We start from the raw sequence: 17238 nt of genomic DNA, 5'->3' as shown, positions 1-17238 counted from the left end.
AGGGCGCTCCGTGGGCGCCCGCGCGCATCTGCGTGTGCCACCGCACGGCGGCAATGCGAGGGGGTTCCGCGCTTGCCGGCGCGCGAAGAGGAAACGAGGAAACGAGGACTGGCGCAGAGAGATGCGCGATGGCGGGTCCGCATGGACCGGCTTGGCGGACGATGCAAACCTGAAACAAAACGGCGCTGAAGGCGCGAAGCCGGCGCGTACCCGCGGACCAGGACCGTGCCGCCGGAAGCTCGCCTCGCCATCGGAGTCTCATCGCAAAACGAGCGCCGCAAAAAGAAAAAGGCCGCTGCATCTGCAACGGCCTTTCTCATCGAGTCTTGGTGCCCAGAAGAGGACTCGAACCTCCACAGTGTTGCCACCGCTAGGACCTGAACCTAGTGCGTCTACCAATTTCGCCATCTGGGCTTCGTCTTGCTGCGTGAACTGCTGCAGCGCTGCGAAGAAAAACATTATGGCAAGTTCGGATTCGGCTGTCAATACCCCCGCACGCATTTTCTGGCGCCGGCGGCGCTCATGGCTGGAAGCACACCTGCCCCGGCCGGCCCGGCAGATGCAGCGTGGCGGTGGCCGGACGCGTGCTGGCGACCACCTTGCCCGCGCGCAGCACCATCAGCCGCGTGGCGCGCAGCCGGATCGCCTCCACCGGATCGCGCGCCTGCAGCAGCACGAGGTCGGCGCGGCATCCCGGCGCGATGCCGTAGCCTTCCAGCCCGAGGATGCGGGCCGGGGTCTCGGTGACGGCGGCGAAGCACGCGCGCATGGCGTCCTGCCCGGTCATCTGCGCCACGTGCAGGCCCATGTGGGCAACCTCCAGCATGTCGCCCGAGCCGAGCCCGTACCAGGGGTCCATCACGCAGTCGTGGCCGAACGCCACCGGCACGCCCGCGGCCATCAGTTCGGGCACGCGCGTCATGCCGCGCCGCTTCGGATAGGTGTCGTGCCGGCCCTGCAGCGTGATGTTGATGAGCGGGTTGGCGATGGCGGCCACGCCGGACTGATGCATGAGCGGGATCAGCTTGGACACGTAGTAGTTGTCCATCGAGTGCATCGAGGTCAAGTGCGAGCCGGCCACCCTGCCCTCCAGGCCCAGCCGCACGGTCTGCGCGGCCAGCGTCTCGACATGGCGCGACAGCGGGTCGTCGGTCTCGTCGCAATGCATGTCCACGCGCAGCCCGCGCTCGCAGGCCAGCTCGCACAGGATGCGCACGGAGTCGGCGCCATCGCTCATGGTGCGCTCGAAATGTGGAATGCCACCGACCACATCCACGCCCATGCCGAGCGCGCGCTTGAGGTTGTCGAGCGCGCCGGGCGCGCGCAGCAGCCCGTCCTGCGGGAACGCCACCAGTTGCAGGTCGAGGTAGGGTTTGACCTTCTCGCGCACGTGCAGCAGCGCTTCGGTGGCGAGCAGGCGCGGGTCGCATACGTCCACGTGCGAGCGGATCGCCAGCAGGCCCTTGGCCACGGCCCAGTCGCAATAGGCCAGCGCGCGCTCGACGATGGCGTCCTGCGTCAGCAGCGGCTTGAGCTCGCCCCACAGGGCGATGCCCTCGAGCAGCGTGCCGGACTGGTTGATGCGCGGCTGGCCGTAGGACAGCGTGGAGTCCATGTGGAAATGCGCGTCGACGAACGGCGGCGTCACCAGTTGGCCGGCGGCGTCGACCTCGGTGGCGGCGTGCGCCTTGAGCGCCGGCTCCACCGCCTTGATGTGGTCGCCGGTGATGCCGACGTCGATGCCGGTGCGGCCATCGGGAAGCGTGCAGTTGCGCAGGATCAGGTCGAGCATGGCGGGTTCTTTTTCTGGGAGACGGGATGGATCAGCGTTCGCCCTTGCGATAGGGCTTCATCAGCGCCTGCGGATAGGTGGCGCGCCGCGCCACCAGCACCAGCGCGAGGATCGACAGCACGTAGGGCAGCATCAGGTAGAGCTGGTATGGCAGCGCCGGCAGGCCCGGCAGGCTGGCGCCGCTTTGCTGCAGGCGCAACTGCAGCGCGTCGAAGGCGGCGAACAGCAGCGCGCCGGCCAGCGCGCGGCCCGGGCGCCACGAGGCGAACACCACCAGCGCCACGCAGATCCAGCCGCGGCCGTTGATCATGTTGAAGAAGAAGGCGTTGAAGGCCGACAGCGTGAGAAAGGCGCCGCCCACCGCCATCAGCGCCGAGCCCGCCATCACCGCGCCGATGCGCATGGCGCCCACGCGGATGCCCTGCCCCTCGGCCGCGGCCGGGTTCTCGCCGACCATGCGCACCGCGAGGCCGAGCGGCGTGCGGTACAGCAGCCAGGCCACCAGTGGCACCAGCGCCAGCGCGAGCAGGGTCAGCGCGGTCTCTTCCCCGAACACCGGGCCCAATACCGGACCGAGCAGCGGCACCTCCGCCATCCAGCGCATCGGCGCGAACGGCACGATGGTGGGCGGCGTGGACACCGAGGCAAAGCCGAGCCGGTAGGCGTAGTAGGACAAGCTGGTGGCCAGCATGGTCACGCCCAGCCCGGCGACGTGCTGCGACAGCGCCAGGCTCACCGTCAGCCAGCCGTGCAGCAAGCCGAACGCCAGCCCCACGGCCGCGGCCACCGCCACGCCGCCCCACAGCGGCAGGCCGTGATAGACCGCCAGCCAGCCGCCGAAGGCGCCGGCCACCATGATTCCCTCGATGCCGAGGTTGAGCACGCCGGCGCGCTCGCACAGCAGCACGCCGAGCGTGCCGAACACCAGCGGCGTGGCCACGCGCAGCACCGCGATCCAGAACGGCGCCGAGGCCAGGATGTCGAGCAGTTCCATCAGGCCACCTTGCGCAGGGCGTCGAAGCGGATGCGGTAGCGTGCCAGCATGGTCGCCACCAGCATGGACAGCAGCGCCACCGCCACGATCACGTCGGCGATGGTGTTGGGCACGCCCACCGCGCGGCTCATGCCGTCGGCGCCGACCAGCACGCCGGCCACGAACACCGAGGCCGCCACCACGCCCAGCGGATGCAGCCCGGCCAGCATGGCGATCACCACGCCCGCGTAGCCGTAGCCCGGCGAGATGTCCAGCGTCAGGTAGCTGGTGCGGCCCGCCACCTCCACCACGCCGGCCAGCCCCGCCAGCGCGCCCGACAGCAGCGCGGTCCACATCGTCACGCGCCGCACCGGCACGCCGACGAAAGCCGCGGCGCGCGCGTTGGCGCCGACCGCGCGCATGTGCAGGCCGAACGCCGTGAAGCGGTTGACCGCCCACAGGATCAGCGCCAGCGCGCACGCCAGCAGCAGGCCGCTGTGCACGCGCGAGCGCGCCATCAGCTTCGACAGTTCCAGCTCGGGCACCAGCGGCACCGACTGCGGCCAGCCCATCGCGGTGGCGTCCTTCATCGGTCCGTCCAGCATCATCGAGACGAACAGCAGCACGATGAAGTTGCCGAGCAAGGTGGTCACCACCTCGTCCACGCCGAGCCGCGTCTTGAGCCACGCCGCGCCCAGCAGCAGCAAGGCGCCGGCCAGCATGCCGGCCGCCACCATCAGCGCGAAATGCACGGCCACCGGCAGGTGCTCCGCCCACGGCGCCACCGCGCCGTCGACCTGCCCGCCCACGGCCACCGCCGCCAGCGCGCCGAGGTACAGCTGCCCCTCCGCGCCGATGTTGAACAGCCGCGCGCGGAACGCCACCGCCACCGACAGCCCGGTCAGGATCAGCGGCGTGGCGCGCGTCAGCGTCTCCGACCACGCGAAGCGCGAGCCGAAGCCGCCTTCGAGCAGCAGCGCATAGGCGCGCCCCACCGGCGCGCCGGCCCAGCGCACCAGCACCGCGCAGATCAGCAAGGTGGCCGCGATGGCCAGCACGGGCGCGGCCAGCATGGCCACGCGCGACACGCCGCTCCGGGGTTCAAGCCGCATGCAGCACCTCCGCGTCGCCGGCGCCGCCCGGCGCGCCGCCGCCGGCGCCGGCCATCGCCAGGCCGAGCGCCGCGAGCGTCCAGTCCGCCGTCGGGCGCGCCTCGGTCAGGCGGCCGGCGTGCATGACCGCGATGCGGTCGGCCAGCGCGTGCAGTTCGTCGAGGTCTTCCGAGATCAGCAGCACGGCCGCGCCCTCGCGCGCCGCCTCCAGCAGGCGCGCGCGCACGTAGGCCACCGCGCCGATGTCCAGTCCCCAGGTCGGCTGGCTGGCCACCACCAACAGCGGCGCGCGGCCCTCGCCGCGCACCGACAGCGCCCGGCCCAGGATCAGCTTCTGCATGTTGCCGCCGGACATGGTGCGCGCCGGCACCTCGATGCCGGCGGTGCGCACGTCGAAGCGCGCCACCAGTTCGCGCGCGAAGCGCTGCGCCGCCACGCGGCGGATCACGCCGGCGCGCGAGAAGCGCGGCTGGCCAAGCTGCTCGCTGGCGGCGTTCTCCCACACGGCGAGGTCGCCCACCACGCCGACCGCATGGCGGTCCTCCGGCACGCGCGCGACACCCGCGCCGATCCACGCGCGCGGGCGCGCCGGCATCGGCTGGCCGGCCAGCGTGACGCGGCCTTCGGTGGCCGCCAGCGTGCCGCTGAGCAGTTCCGCCAGCGCCGCCTGCCCGTTGCCGGACACGCCCGCGATGCCGACGATCTCGCCGGCGCGCACCCGCAGGCTGAGCCGGTCGAGCCGCATGCGCCCGTCCGCGCCGCGCGCGCCGGCCTGCTCCAGCGCCAGCACCACCGGCGCGGCATCGCCCGCGGCACCGGCGGCCCGCTCCGGCATGGCGACCGCGCGCCCCACCATCAGTTCGGCCAGTTCCGCCTTGCTGGTCTGCGCCGCCTCGCGCTGCGCCACCAGCTTGCCGCCGCGCAGCACGGCGATGCGGCTGGACACGCGCAGCACTTCATCGAGCTTGTGGCTGATGAAGATCACCGACAAGCCCTCCGCGATCAGTTGCGCCAGCGTGGCGAACAGCGTCTCGGCCTCGTGCGGCGTCAGCACCGCGGTGGGCTCGTCGAGGATCAGCACGCGCGCGCCGCGGTACAGCGCCTTGACGATCTCCACGCGCTGGCGCTCGCCGACCGACAGCTCGCCCACGCGCGCGCCCGGCCGCACCGCGAGGCCGAAGCGATGCGCCAGCGCCAGCACCTTCGCGCGCGCGGCGCGGCGCTCCAGCCGCCATTGCCACAGCGGCTGCGTGCCGAGCAGGATGTTGTCGAGCACGGAAAGATTGTCGGCCAGCGTGAAATGCTGGTGCACCATGCCGATGCCGGCGGCCAGCGCCGCGCGCGGCTGGCCCGGCGGCAGCGGCCGGCCGTCGACCTCCACAGTGCCGGCGTCGGCCACGTAATGGCCGAACAGGATGCTGACCAGCGTGCTCTTGCCCGCGCCGTTCTCGCCCAGCAGGGCCAGCACCTCGCCGCGCCGGAGTTCCAGCGAGATGGCGTCGTTGGCCAGCAGCGTGCCGAAGCGCTTGGTGATGCCGTTCAGGCGGAGGATGGGAGTTGGCATGGAAACGAAATGCGGAGCATCAGGAATACCAATGGTTCGCTCCCCTCTCCCACAAAGCGGGAGAGGGGAGAAAGACGGGGCCGGCGCTACCAACGCCAGCCTCACTGCGTCGACTTCGGCTCCGTCTCCACCACCTTCACCACGAACTTGCCGTCGAGAATGGCCTTCTCCTTCGCCTTGACCTTGGCCATCACGTCGGCCGGCACCTTGCCTTCGAAGGTGCCCAGCGGCGCCAGCTCGGCGCCCTTGTACTTCATCAGCGAATACGAGCCGTAGTCCTCGTTCTTGAACTGGCCCGACTTGACCTTGGCCAGCGCCGCGGCCACCGTGGGCTCCATGTTCCACAGCGCCGAGGCCACCACCGTGGCCGGATACTGCGGCTGGGTGTTGATGACGTTGCCGATGGCCAGCCGGCCCTTCTCCTTGGCCGCGTCGGAGACGCCGAAGCGCTCGGCGTAGAGCACGTCCGCGCCCTTGTCGATCATGGCGAAGGCGGCTTCCTTGGCCTTGGGCGGATCGAACCACGAGCCGATGAAGCTGACCGTGAACTTCACCTTGGGATTGACCTCGCGCGCGCCTTCCATGAAGGCGTGCATCAGCCGGTTGACCTCGGGGATGGCATAGCCGCCGACCATGCCGATATGGTTGGTCTTGGTGATGCCGCCGGCGATCATCCCGGTCAGGTAGGAAGGCTCCTGGATGTAGTTGTCGAACACCGAGAAGTTGGGCGCCTGGGGCTTGCCGGACGAGCCCATCAGGAAGGCGGTCTTGGGATAGTCCCTGGCCACCTTGCGCGCGGCCGCCTCGACCGCGAAGGATTCGCCCAGGATCAGCGCCGAGCCCTGCTCGGCATACTGGCGCAGCACGCGCTCGTAGTCGGCGTTGGACACGCTTTCCGAGAACACGTAGTCGATCTCGCCACGCGCCTTGGCCTCGTTGAGCGCCTTGTGGATGCGCGACACCCACTGCTGCTCGACCGGCACCGTGTACACGGCCGCGACCTTCACCCTGGCCTGCGCCCATGCCGGCTGCACGCCGGCCAGCGCGCTTGCGCCGGCGGCGGCGGCCGCCAGTTTCAACCAGGTCCTGCGCTTGCCCTCAAACCTCATGGTTTTCTCCCCTTGTTGACGATAACTCCACGGCCAGGCCGGCCGGTTCCAGCCCGCAACCGCGCAGCAGCAGCCGCACCAGGTGGTCGGTGGCCTGTTCGAAATCGCGCTGGCCCAGGTGGCTCACCCCGAGCACGGCGCATACCTGCGACTCAAAATCGGCATAGGTCTGGGTGGCGGCCCAGATCGTGAAGAACAGGTGCCGCGGATCCACGCTGGCCATCTCGCCGCGCGCGATCCACTCCTTGATGACGCCGGCCTTGCGCAGCACCAGCGCGCGCAGCGCGCCGCTGAGCACGTCGCGGATCTCCGGCGCGCCGTGCAGCAGCTCGTTGGCGAACACGCGCGAGGCGTCCGGGTGGCTGGCCGACAGCCGCATCTTGGCGCGGATGTACTGCTCCAGCGCCACCTGCGGGCGCTGCCCGGCGTCGATGATGTCGGTCTCGGACAGCCACAGCGCCAGCGTGTGCGCCAGCACCGCGCGGTACAGCGCCTGCTTGGTGCGGAAGTAATAATGCAGGTTGGACTTGGGCACGCCCGCGCGCGTGGCGATCTCCGCCATCGTGGCGCCGGCGAACCCGGCGCGCGCGAACACGTATTCGGCCGCGCGCAGGATCAGCGCCTCGTTCTCCTGGCGGATGCGCCCGCCAGCCGCCTCCCGCCGCGGCGGGAAGCATGGCGGCTGCGCCGTGGCCGGCGCGCCCATCACTTGGTGCCGTAGAGCCTGTCGCCCGCGTCGCCCAGGCCGGGCACGATGTAGCCGTGCTCGTTGAGCTCCTCGTCGATGGCCGCGGTGACGATGGCCACGTCCGGATGCGCCGCCTGCAGCGCGCGCAAGCCCTGGCGCGAGGCGATCAGGCACACGTACTTGAGCGTGCTCACGCCGGCTTCCTTGAGGCGGTTGAGCGCGGCAATGGCGGAATTGCCGGTGGCCAGCATCGGGTCCACCACGATCACCAGCCGCTCGTGGATGTCCTCCGGCATCTTGAAGTAGTACTCGATCGGCTCCAGCGTCTCCGGGTCGCGGTACAGGCCGATGTGGCCCACGCGCGCGGCCGGCAGCAGGTCCAGCATGCCGTCCAGGAAGCCGTTGCCGGCGCGCAGGATCGACACCAGGCACAGCTTCTTGCCGGACAGCACCGGCGACTCCATCGGCGCGATCGGCGTCTTGATGGCGATGGTCTCCATCGCCAGGTCGCGCGTGGCCTCGTAGGTCAGCAACTGGCTGATCTCGCGCACCAGCCGCCGGAAATTGTCGGTGGTGGTGTCCTCGCTGCGGACCAGCGTGACCTTGTGCTGCACGAGCGGATGGTCCACCACCATCACCGAAGGCGTGACGGGCGGTACGGCGGAAAGGTCGGTCATGTTGCGCTCCTCGGGAGGCGAATCGCGAAAAGGTCGTGCCGCGCGCGGCGGGAAAGCGCGCGGCGCGGCGGCTAGAACACCGTGCCGTCGCTGTCGATGGCGAAGGGCGGCGCGCCGCCCGGCCTGCGCTTGGCGGCAATGCGCCGTCCCGCCGCCCAGGTGCCGCCCTCCAGCACGCGCGCCAGCGGAAAGGCCTCGGCCGACAGCCCGAGCGCCTCGCGCACCGACGCCGCCACCAGGTCCAGCCCGGTGACGGTGAGCGCGCGCCACTCCACGATGACCGGCTCGTCCACCGTATGCGTGACGCTGGCGAAGGCGGGATCGCGCGGCACCATCAGCTCGAAGTCGAACAGCAGGCCGCCGTTGCGGTATTCGGGCAGGCCGGTGAGGACTTCCAGCCCCGTCACGGTCAGGCCGGCGTCCTCGAGCGGCTCCAGCAGCGAGTACGTCAGCCATTGCGTGAGCTTGTGGAACGGCACCAGGCCGTCGGCGCAGGCCGGGTGATGCCAGCAGTCGCCCAGCGAGACGCCCTCCAGCTTGACGCGGCCGGGCCACACCGGCCCCAGCGCCACCAGCAGCGTGGTCAGCACGAAGCCGGCTTCGATGCGGCCGTCGACGGCGTGCGCCTTGAGGTAGTCGTACAGGTTGCCCAGCCGCGCCGGCGTGCCGAACACGGCGGGCGTGGCCTGCGCCACCTCGCCCAGCCGGCGCAGCAGCCCGGCGCGGCCTTCCAGGCCGACCAGCGGGTTGTGCTGCGCCACCTGGAACGCGGTGGCGATGGAGGATGCATCGATGCGCATCAGCCGCTCGGCATCGGCGCGCAGCGGCTGGCCGAGCTGCGCGGAAAAGCCGCCGCGCGCGAACAGGTCGAAGCTGGCCACGCCGAGCCCTTCCGAGCGCGTGAGCAGCAGGTCGCTGGCCGGATCGCGGTAGCGCCAGTCGGGGCCGGCGCCGGCGTCGAGCAGCACGCTGGGGATCACCAGGTCGATGCCGATGCGGGCCCGTTCCTCGCGGTCCGCCTCGCCGGACAAGCCGCCGCGCTCGCACAGGATCTGCCAGCGGTCCAGCCGCTCGCCACCCTGGCCGCTCTCGAAATGGCGCCAGCGGCTGTGATACGGCACGTTCAGGTCCGGATAGCGCTGGCGGATGGTGGCCGCCACGTAGTCGGCCACCGCCGGGATGCGGTCCGGGTGCCAGGTAAACAGCTCGGACGCGCCCGCCGCCACGTGCCCGGTCACGGCCGCGCAACGCGTGCGCACGGCCTGGCCGGTCAGCAGCGCCGCGGCCGGATGCCCCGGCGGCACCGGGCTGGCCCAGCCGGGCGCATCGGTGAAGCCGCCGGACGCGCCGCCCGGCGCGCCCGCTTCAGGTGTCTCGTTCATTCGTCCAGTCCTCTACCCTTTGCCAGCGCCAGTTCTTCCGCGTCGGGCGGGGTATAGCTCGTGAAGTAGCCAGCCGCTACCTTGGCGTCGATTTCCACGCGGGCGTCGGCCGGGATCAGCGCATCGGGAATCGCCACCTGCTCGACCACTTCGATGCCCTGCGCGGTCAGCGCCCCATGCTTCATGTTGCTCATCGAGGCCCAGCGGTCGATGCGCTTGATGCCGAGCCAGTGGAAGACGTCGGGCATGAGTTCCTGGAAGCGCATGTCCTGCACGCCGGCCACGCATTCGGTGCGCGCGAAATAGGTCTCGGCGCGGTCGCCGCCGACCTGGCGCTTGCGCGCGTTGTAGACCAGGAACTTGGTGACTTCGCCCAGCGCCCGGCCTTCCTTGCGGTTGTAGACCACCAGGCCCACGCCGCCCTGCTGCGCCATCTCGATGCAGACTTCGATGCCATGCGCGAGATAGGGCCGGCAGGTGCAGATGTCGGAGCCGAACACGTCGGAGCCGTTGCATTCGTCATGCACGCGGCATGCCACGCGGGTCTCGGGCTTGCCGAGCTTGCCGACGTCGCCGAAGAAATACAGCGTCATGCCGCCGATGGGCGGCAGGAACACCTTCAGGTCGGGCCGCGTCACCAGTTCCGGGAACATGCCGCTGGTCTGCTCGAACAGCGCGCGGCGCAGCACGCTTTCCTTGATGTCGAAGCGCCGCGCCAGCCCCGGCAGGTACCACACCGGGTCGATCGCGGCCTTGGTGACGCGCACGTCGCCGTTGGCGTGCAGGATCTGGCCGTCCGGCACCAGCCGCCCGGCGGCGATGGCGCCGGCCAGCTCCGGCATGTTGATGTGGGCGCGCGTGATGGCGATCGACGGGCGGATGTCGATGCCCGCCGCGATGCGGTCGGCAAACGCGGTGGAAACCAGGTGGCCCCACGGGTCCAGCGAGACGATCTTGTCCGGGTCGGCCCACTGCGGATGCGGGCCGATCACCTCGGCCGGCGCGGTGTCGGTCAGGTCGGCGCGGTGGTCGCGCTGCAGCTTGCCCGAGGCCACCGCCAGCGCGCGATAGACCGCGTAGGCGCCCGAGTGGGTGCCGATCACGTTGCGCTGCGCGGGATTGGTGAGGCTGGCGATCACGGGACCGCGCTCCGCGGCGGTGGCCGCACCCCAGTGGATGGGCTCCGCCGGCTTGTCGCGGCGTGCGTGCGAGGTCAGGACGATATGATCGGACATGGCAGCCTCGGAACAGGAATCCTGACCAAACGGTCAGGTTTGCGATTCCATAGTAGGCAACCTTCATGCCATATCCCAATGCTCGTTTTTACCGTATGTTGCGCGGCCAACCCTGCCGCGCGGCGCCCGGGCGCACCGTGCGCGTGCGGCCCGCCGCCGGCTTGTGGTGCAGCGGCACCATGTGAAAGCGGCGCCCGGCCTGGGTGGGCCGGGCGCCGCCTGGAACGCGCCGCGCAGGAAGCCGGGCCTGCCGGCCGGCAGCTCAGGTGGAGCGCTCGCGCCCCACCGGCTGGCGCCGCGCCGCGGACCCGGCGCGGGCCGGCCACAGCGCCTGGCGCATCGCGCCCAGCGGCGCCCCGCTTTCCACATAACGATGGAACAGCGTGCCGGCCACGTTGCTCAGCAGCCATGCCGCGACCATGCCGAGCGCATTGAGCACCGGCTGCTGTGGCGCAAGATGGAACACCACCGCGTTGACCACCAGGCAGACCGGGAAGTGGACCAGGAACACCGAGTAGGAAATGCGCCCGAAAAATGCCAGCGCGCTGGCGCGCGGCCAGTGCTCCAGCCAGCCGCCGCGGCGCGCCATGCCCAGCAGCAGCGCCACCGCCAGCGCCACCGCGATGCGCAGGCGGAAATCCACGATCAGCGCGGCCGCCACCGCCGCGCCCAGCACCAGCAGCGCCACCGGCGAGCGCTCGGGCGCGGAGGCCCAGTACGCCAGCGTGCCCATGCCGTAGGCGCCGAAGAAATAGATCGCCCACATGTCCCAGGCGGCATCGCGGTTGAACCAGAACAGCGACGCCAGCGCCAGCGCCGACACCGCCAGCATGCCCAGCGCCGCGCCGCCCGCTTCCAGCCGGCGCGCGCACAGGCGCGCCGCCCACAGCGCCACGATCAGCAGCGCGAACAGCTGCAGGTCGATGGCCACGTACCAGACGCCCGCCGAGAGCGCGTCGAAATCGAGCACGTTGTGCAGCAGCAGCACGTGCGCCAGGAACTGGTGCAGGCCCGGCGCGCCGGGAATGGAATCGTGATGCATCCAGGTGCGCGCGATCGCGGCGCCGGCGATGGCGATCAGGATGGCCACGGTGTAGGGCACCACCAGCTTCTGGTAGCGCCGCCAGATCGCCAGCAGCGGATGCGGCACCATCAGGTGGCCGCCGGGCGCGAGACTGCGCGCCGCCAGGAAGCCGCTGATGACGAGGAAGGCCTGCACCGCGATGCGCGCGTACTGCGAGAACCAGTCGAGCAGGTCGGGGGCCAGCACGTGGGCCACATCCGACATCGGGCCGTAGAAAGCAAGGTGATGCAGCACGATCAGCTGCGAGCTGATCGCCTTGAGTGCGTCAATGCACGCCATGCGCGAAGGACGGGGGCTCATCGTTATTTGTTATAAGAATGCGACAAAGTGCAGGAGGCGTGATTCTACTCCTATGTGTGCATGGCGCACCGCCGCGGTGCGGTACCCGCCCGCCGCGTCACTTTCCCGCCACTGCCCGATTCCCCGTTCTCGTGCGCTCCCCCGGCTCAGCCCGGTTCAGCCCGGCCGCCGGCACGAAAACCACAGCAGCGCCGCCGCCGCGCCGAGGCCGACCCAGTAGTCGGTCGGCGCGCCGCCCAGCCAGTGGACATGCCACGGCACGAACGCCGGCGCGAAGCGCGCCACGCCGTAGGCCGGGTTGAGCACGAACCAGAGAAAGTCCTCCGTGATCCAGAACAGCATGATGCAGGCGAGCACCCGGGCCTCGGCGCGCCAGTTCCAGCGCCCGGCGAACAGCAGCGGGAAATGGAAGAACAGCGCCACGCACGGAAACACCCAGGCGTGATAGCCGGTCATGGGGCGCCCGCCCCAGAAGATGTCCAGCAGCCAGTGGCGCTCGATGCGCCAGGTCGGCAGGTTGGCGGCCCAGCCGGCGGCGCCTTCGATCTGGATCTCGACGTTGGCGAAGAAGTACGCCATCAGCAGGGTCCAGCCGACCGTCAGCACCAGCGCCAGCGGATGGCGCGGCGGCCAGGCCTGCGCCTGCCGCGGCAGGGCCGAGAGGTTCAGGGAGCGCATCAGTGCGCCCCCGCCAGCGCCGGCGCCGGCTGCGGCCGGCCGGGCAGTTGCGCCAGCACGGTCTGCAGCACGCGCCGCGCCGCCGCCGGTCGGCCCAGCGCGCGGGCGCGCTCGCGCATCTGCGCCAGCCGCGCCGGCTCGGCCAGCAGCAGGCGCACGCGGTATTCGAGCGAGACCAGGTCCACCGACTTGAGCGCCGCGCCCTGCTCCAGCAGGTAGTCGGCATTGCGCTCTTCCTGCCCGGGGATCGGCGCGTTGACGATCATCGGCACGCCCATCGCCAGGCACTCGGAGGTGGTGAGGCCGCCCGGCTTGGTGATGACGAGGTCGGAGCAGGCCATCAGCCGCGCCACCTCGTCGGTGAAGCCGAACGGGAACAGCCGGCCCGGCCGGGCGGCGGCGAGCGCCCCGAGGCGCGCCAGCGCGGCCTCGTTGCGCCCGGCCATGACGATCAGCTGGAAGTCGTGGTCCAGCCCCAGCAGCGCGCCGGCCACCTCGTCCAGGCCGCCGAGGCCGGCGCCGCCGCCCATCAGCATGATGGTGCGCCGCGCCGGGTCCAGCCCGAAGTGCGCGGCGCAGGCCTGCCGGTCCTGCGGCGCGGTGAAGGCCGGCACCACGGGGATGCCGGTGGCATGGACGCGGTCCGGCTCGATGCGGCTCGCGCGCATGCGGAAGGCGATCTCCTCGCTGGCGGCGAAGTAGCCGGTCATATGCGGGATCACCCACATGCCGTGCAGGTCGAAATCAGTCACCTGCACCCACACCGGCACCGCCAGGCGCTGGCGGCGCACCTCGTGCATCAGGATCTCGGCCGGCAGGAAATGCGTGCAGACGATGGCGTCCGGCGCGAACTCGTCGATCGCGCGGCGCAGCGCGCGCGTGCTCAGGCGCTCGGCGGCGCGCCGCAGCTTCTGCATGGGCGCGGCCGGATCGGCCTCGGAAGTGTGAGCGTAAAGCATGCCCCACAGGGCCGGATAGCTGTTGACCAGCTTGATGTAGAAATCCGTGTAGAGCTTGCGGAAGGTGGCGGGCACGTAGCCCATCACGTCGAGATGCAGGGTCCGCACCTCGGGGAATTCGGCCTGCGCGGTCAGGCGCAGCGCCTCGGCCGCGCGCATGTGGCCGGCGCCGGCGGAAACGCTGAGAAACAGGATCTTGTGCGGCGGCGGGGGCGGCATCGGGGGCATCGGTTCCGGGTCACTTCATGACAAAGGACTTGATCAGGGTCAGCTCGCCGGGCTTGCGCATCGGCACGCGGAAGACCTGCTGCTTTTCGTTGGGCGTGTTCTCGTCCGTGATGACCGCCACCTGCGCCACGGTGATCGCCTCGGGCCCCGCGCCGCTGCCGTAGTAGTTCACGTAGACGAGGTAGGTGCCGGGCGGCGGCGCGGCGATCGAGTAGATCTCCGGCCCGTAGCCGGTGGTCACGTCCACGTCGAGCGCGCCGCCGTTGCCGGCCACGCGGTTGGCGTAGAAGGTATGCTGGCCGTCGGGCGCCACCACGTGCAGGTCGAGATCGGTCGCGTCGCTGTCCCAGGACAGTACCACGCGCAGGCGCGGGCGGGTCCGGCCCTGGTAGCCGTCGTAGAACTGCACGCGCTTGCCGGCGCCCTGCGCGGTGCGCATCTCCACGCTGTTGCTGCCGCCGGAGAAGGCGTAGGGCCGCGAGAAGCTGCCGTCTTCTTCCACCCGCTGCGGCATGGCGACGCCGTTGACCACCAGCGTGGCGACCTGGCCGGCGCCGCGCCGCCCGCGGGCTGCCGGCGCGGCGGCGCCGGCCGCATCGCCAGCATCGCCCGCGTCGGCCTTGGGCGAGGCACGGATGCGCCCGGCGATCATCGCGCTGGCGGGCTGCCCCGCCGGCGTGGACACCGACACCGCCGGATAGTGGACCTCCTGCGTGTAGGCAGCCGTGTCGCCGGCGGCGTTGCGCCAGCCGTTGCGCGGCGTGGTGAACTCGATGGCGTCGCCGGCGTGCGCGGCGGTGGCCAGCAGCGGCAGGATCAGGCTGGCTAGAACGAGGTTCGGCTTGCGATGCATATCCACGGTCCCATCGCCCTTGCGGGCATTGTCTTTCCCGGCGGCGGGCTTCAGAAGCGCACCGACTTCATCAGCGCCAGTTCGCCCAGCTTGCGCAGCGGCATCACCAGCGTCTCGCGCTTTTCGTTGAGGGTGTTTTCGTTGTAGATCAGCGTGAGCTTGGCGGTGATCAGGTCGCGCGCGTTCGCGCCGGACTGGAAGTTGTAGCCGCTCGCGCCGAAGTTGCCCCAGTAGTTCACGTAGAACAGCCACACGCCGGGGCGTGGCGCGGCACTGGAGAAAATCTCGGGGCCGGCGCCGTCCACGCTGTCCACGTCGAGCCCGCCACCCTCGGCCAGCAGCGGGCTGGCCCAGAAAGCGTGCCCGCCTTCGGGCGAGATCACATGGAGGTCGACTTCCGCCTTGGGATCGTCCCACGTCAGCACCGCGCGCAGCCTGGCCTGGACCTTGGTGGCGTCGGCCTCGTAGAACTGCAGGCGCTGGCGCGCGGCGCCGTCGGCGGAAATGATCTCCACGCTGTTGGAGCCGCGCCCGAACGCCCACGGCCGCGCAAAGCGGCCCTGCTCGTCGGCATAGAGCGGCATGGCGTTGCCGTTGACCACCAGCGTGGGCGGCTTGCGGCCTGCGCTGCCGGCCTGGCGCAGGCGGCCTTCGATCAGCGTGCGGTATTTCTGCGCGCCGCGGTCCACCGGCGGCTTGGGATAGGCCGCCGTGTAGCGCTCCAGCTCGCTGGACAGGCCGCTGTGGCGCCAGCCGCCGGCGGGGCCGTCGAGGTCGGCCACCGGACCGGCCGTGGCCGCCAGCGGCGCCAGCGCGCAAGCCAGCGCCACGCGGCGCCAGCAACGCGAAAAAAGAGAGTGGCGGGTCATGAGGGATCTTCCGTGCGCACCAGCCGGCGCGCGAGGCTTTCGACGAACGACTCGTCCTGGCCGCGCGGATGGCGCGCGAATGCGAGATGCAGGTATTCGTGCGCCAGCGCGATGCGGTCGTCCTCGCTGGCGAGCCGGTGGATGTAGAGCCGGTTGCGGCGCGCGTCGGCATAGGGCCGGCCTTCGCGCACCTCGCACACGGCGGGCAGCGGCGGCGCCTCGAAGCCGGGCTCGGCGCCGAGCCGGCGCTGCCATTGCGGCGCGCGCTGCGCCAGCCATTGGCGCGCGCCGGCCACCGCCAGGCAGTCGCCGGCCACCGGGCTCTGGAACGAGGTCAGCGTGGCCTGCGGCCACCAGCGCGCGAGGATGGCGTCGAACGCCTGCCCCTGCGCGGCCGCGCGCCGGGCCTCGGTCCATGCCATGCGGCCCTGGCCGCCGGCATCGTGGTGGTAGCGCACGGCCACGCCGGACAGCACCAGCGCGTCGGTCTGGTCGGCCGCGCGCCGCGCGGCGGCGCCTGCGGGACGCGGCAGCACGCGCTGGGTGCGGCTGCTGTCGGCGATGCGGAAGCAGCCCTGCTCGCGCGCGGCCTGCTGGACCAGGTAGCTGCGCGCGGCCACGGCCAGCGCGCGGGCCGCCTCGGGCTCGGCGGTGTCGCCTTCGCGCTCCACCACGCGCGCCACGTAGTCGTTGAGGCCGAAGCGCCCGACCACGCGCGGCGCGGCGCCGGCCGGGCGCAGCAGGCTGAGCTCGCCGCGGCTTGCCACGCGCGCGCTGTTGCCGTTGGCGAACTCGGCGCGGAAGCTGCCGTCGAGCGGGCCGGCCGGCGCGGCCTTGCCATCGGCGCCGCGCACATCGCGCAGCGGGTAGCGCTCGAACAGGTCGACCAGCACGCAGGCGCCGTCGTCGGGCACCGGCACCGCGGCCAGCAGCAGCCGCAGCAGCGGCGCCGCGCGCCGCAGCACACTGGCGCTGGCGCCCTGCCCGCCCAGCCACGCCGGGCTGCCGTCGGCCAGCCAGCCGGCCGCGCCGCCGATGGACGCGCCCGGCCGCGCCGGATCGGGCATGGTCCAGGTCTTGGCGCGCAGCAGGCTGCCGTAGTCGGCCAGCGTGCCCTCGCCGCGCCCCACGGTCAGCACCGACACCAGCGTGGCCGAGGCGGCCTGCTGCGCGGCGGGCGGCACCGCGTGCAGCGCCGCCAGCAGCTCGGCCACCGGCACCGCATGCTCCGGGCGCATCGCCTGCATGTCCTGCAGCCAGGCGGGCGCGCCGGCGTCCTGCCAGAAGCGGCGCCAGTCGGCGCCCGACAGACCCAGCCGGCGCGGCTCGAAATAGCGCCCGCACGACCGCACCAGCGCATGCTCGCGGTCGATGCCCTGGCCGGCCGTGCAGCAATAGACTTCCTCGGGGTCGCCGCCGCGGCAGGTGTAGTCCTCGGTGCGCTGGTCGCGGCCCACGAGGTAGCTGTAGACGAACAGCTTCCACACGCTGCCCAGCGGCGTGCGCAGGCCGGCGGGCAACGGCGCGGGCGCGCTCTCGCCGCCGCCGCCGAGGCGGTAGAGCCGCGCCTCGCCGCCGGCCAGCCGCGCGAAGCGCAGCGGCTCGCCGCCCTGCGCCTGCGCCGCGGCGAACGCGGGCGCGACGCAGGACAAGGAAATCAGCAGCGCAAGACAATGCACCAAGCGGCGCGCCCCGCGGCGCCCCGCCCTGCCTGCCGTCACGGCCGCGCGCATGC

The 17238-nt window shown here is 71.5% G+C and carries 15 protein-coding genes and 1 tRNA gene; all 16 read right to left on the bottom strand.

What is annotated here, in order from left to right; translation table 11 throughout:
- Window positions 1-327: 327 nt before the first annotated feature.
- Window positions 328-414 (bottom strand) — tRNA-Leu (locus tag ACWTPI_RS26505).
- 106 nt (window positions 415-520) lie between these two features.
- Window positions 521-1792, bottom strand: a complete 1272-nt coding sequence (locus tag ACWTPI_RS26500; RefSeq protein ID WP_454733203.1) for an amidohydrolase family protein — start codon at window positions 1790-1792, stop codon at window positions 521-523.
- 31 nt (window positions 1793-1823) lie between these two features.
- The gene (locus ACWTPI_RS26495) at window positions 1824-2786 is read right to left on the bottom strand and encodes an ABC transporter permease (RefSeq protein ID WP_020203349.1); all 963 of its coding nucleotides are present in this window, start codon (window positions 2784-2786) and stop codon (window positions 1824-1826) included.
- Window positions 2786-3877, bottom strand: a complete 1092-nt coding sequence (locus ACWTPI_RS26490; RefSeq protein ID WP_454733202.1) for an ABC transporter permease — start codon at window positions 3875-3877, stop codon at window positions 2786-2788. The genes ACWTPI_RS26495 and ACWTPI_RS26490 overlap by 1 nt, the downstream gene beginning before the upstream one ends.
- A complete protein-coding gene (locus ACWTPI_RS26485) occupies window positions 3867-5441 on the bottom strand; it encodes an ABC transporter ATP-binding protein (RefSeq protein ID WP_454733201.1) in 1575 nt (524 codons plus the stop codon). The genes ACWTPI_RS26490 and ACWTPI_RS26485 overlap by 11 nt, the downstream gene beginning before the upstream one ends.
- A 101-nt stretch (window positions 5442-5542) precedes the next feature.
- Entirely contained in the window at window positions 5543-6550 is a 1008-nt protein-coding gene (locus ACWTPI_RS26480) for a BMP family protein (protein WP_029043691.1), read from the bottom strand.
- Window positions 6540-7256, bottom strand: coding sequence for a TetR/AcrR family transcriptional regulator (locus tag ACWTPI_RS26475; RefSeq protein WP_020203345.1), 717 nt, complete (start codon window positions 7254-7256; stop codon window positions 6540-6542). The genes ACWTPI_RS26480 and ACWTPI_RS26475 overlap by 11 nt, the downstream gene beginning before the upstream one ends.
- Window positions 7256-7915, bottom strand: coding sequence for a uracil phosphoribosyltransferase (gene upp / locus ACWTPI_RS26470; protein ID WP_020203344.1), 660 nt, complete (start codon window positions 7913-7915; stop codon window positions 7256-7258). The genes ACWTPI_RS26475 and upp overlap by 1 nt, the downstream gene beginning before the upstream one ends.
- Before the next feature lie 71 nt (window positions 7916-7986).
- Window positions 7987-9297: a URC4/urg3 family protein gene (locus ACWTPI_RS26465; protein WP_454733200.1), complete on the bottom strand. Its 1311-nt coding sequence runs from the start codon at window positions 9295-9297 to the stop codon at window positions 7987-7989.
- A complete protein-coding gene (locus tag ACWTPI_RS26460) occupies window positions 9294-10532 on the bottom strand; it encodes a GTP cyclohydrolase II (protein WP_020203342.1) in 1239 nt (412 codons plus the stop codon). Before ACWTPI_RS26460 ends, ACWTPI_RS26465 begins: the two co-directional genes overlap by 4 nt.
- Window positions 10533-10794: 262 nt before the next feature.
- Window positions 10795-11916, bottom strand: a complete 1122-nt coding sequence (locus tag ACWTPI_RS26455) for an acyltransferase family protein (protein ID WP_454733199.1) — start codon at window positions 11914-11916, stop codon at window positions 10795-10797.
- Between the two features lie 156 nt (window positions 11917-12072).
- The gene (locus tag ACWTPI_RS26450) at window positions 12073-12594 is read right to left on the bottom strand and encodes a hypothetical protein (protein ID WP_020203340.1); all 522 of its coding nucleotides are present in this window, start codon (window positions 12592-12594) and stop codon (window positions 12073-12075) included.
- A complete protein-coding gene (locus ACWTPI_RS26445) occupies window positions 12594-13772 on the bottom strand; it encodes an MGDG synthase family glycosyltransferase (protein WP_454733198.1) in 1179 nt (392 codons plus the stop codon). The genes ACWTPI_RS26450 and ACWTPI_RS26445 overlap by 1 nt, the downstream gene beginning before the upstream one ends.
- 19 nt (window positions 13773-13791) lie before the next feature.
- A complete protein-coding gene (locus ACWTPI_RS26440; RefSeq protein ID WP_454733197.1) occupies window positions 13792-14634 on the bottom strand; it encodes a YfaP family protein in 843 nt (280 codons plus the stop codon).
- 50 nt (window positions 14635-14684) lie between these two features.
- Window positions 14685-15503, bottom strand: a complete 819-nt coding sequence (locus tag ACWTPI_RS26435) for a YfaP family protein (RefSeq protein WP_454733196.1) — start codon at window positions 15501-15503, stop codon at window positions 14685-14687.
- Window positions 15500-17236: a DUF2300 domain-containing protein gene (locus tag ACWTPI_RS26430; protein ID WP_454733195.1), complete on the bottom strand. Its 1737-nt coding sequence runs from the start codon at window positions 17234-17236 to the stop codon at window positions 15500-15502. The genes ACWTPI_RS26435 and ACWTPI_RS26430 overlap by 4 nt, the downstream gene beginning before the upstream one ends.
- Between the last annotated feature and the right edge of the window lie 2 nt (window positions 17237-17238).

It is taken from the genome of Cupriavidus ulmosensis, from assembly GCF_977008105.1.
Note: the sequence above shows the minus strand (reverse complement) of the source record. Positions and strands in the feature narration are given on the sequence as shown.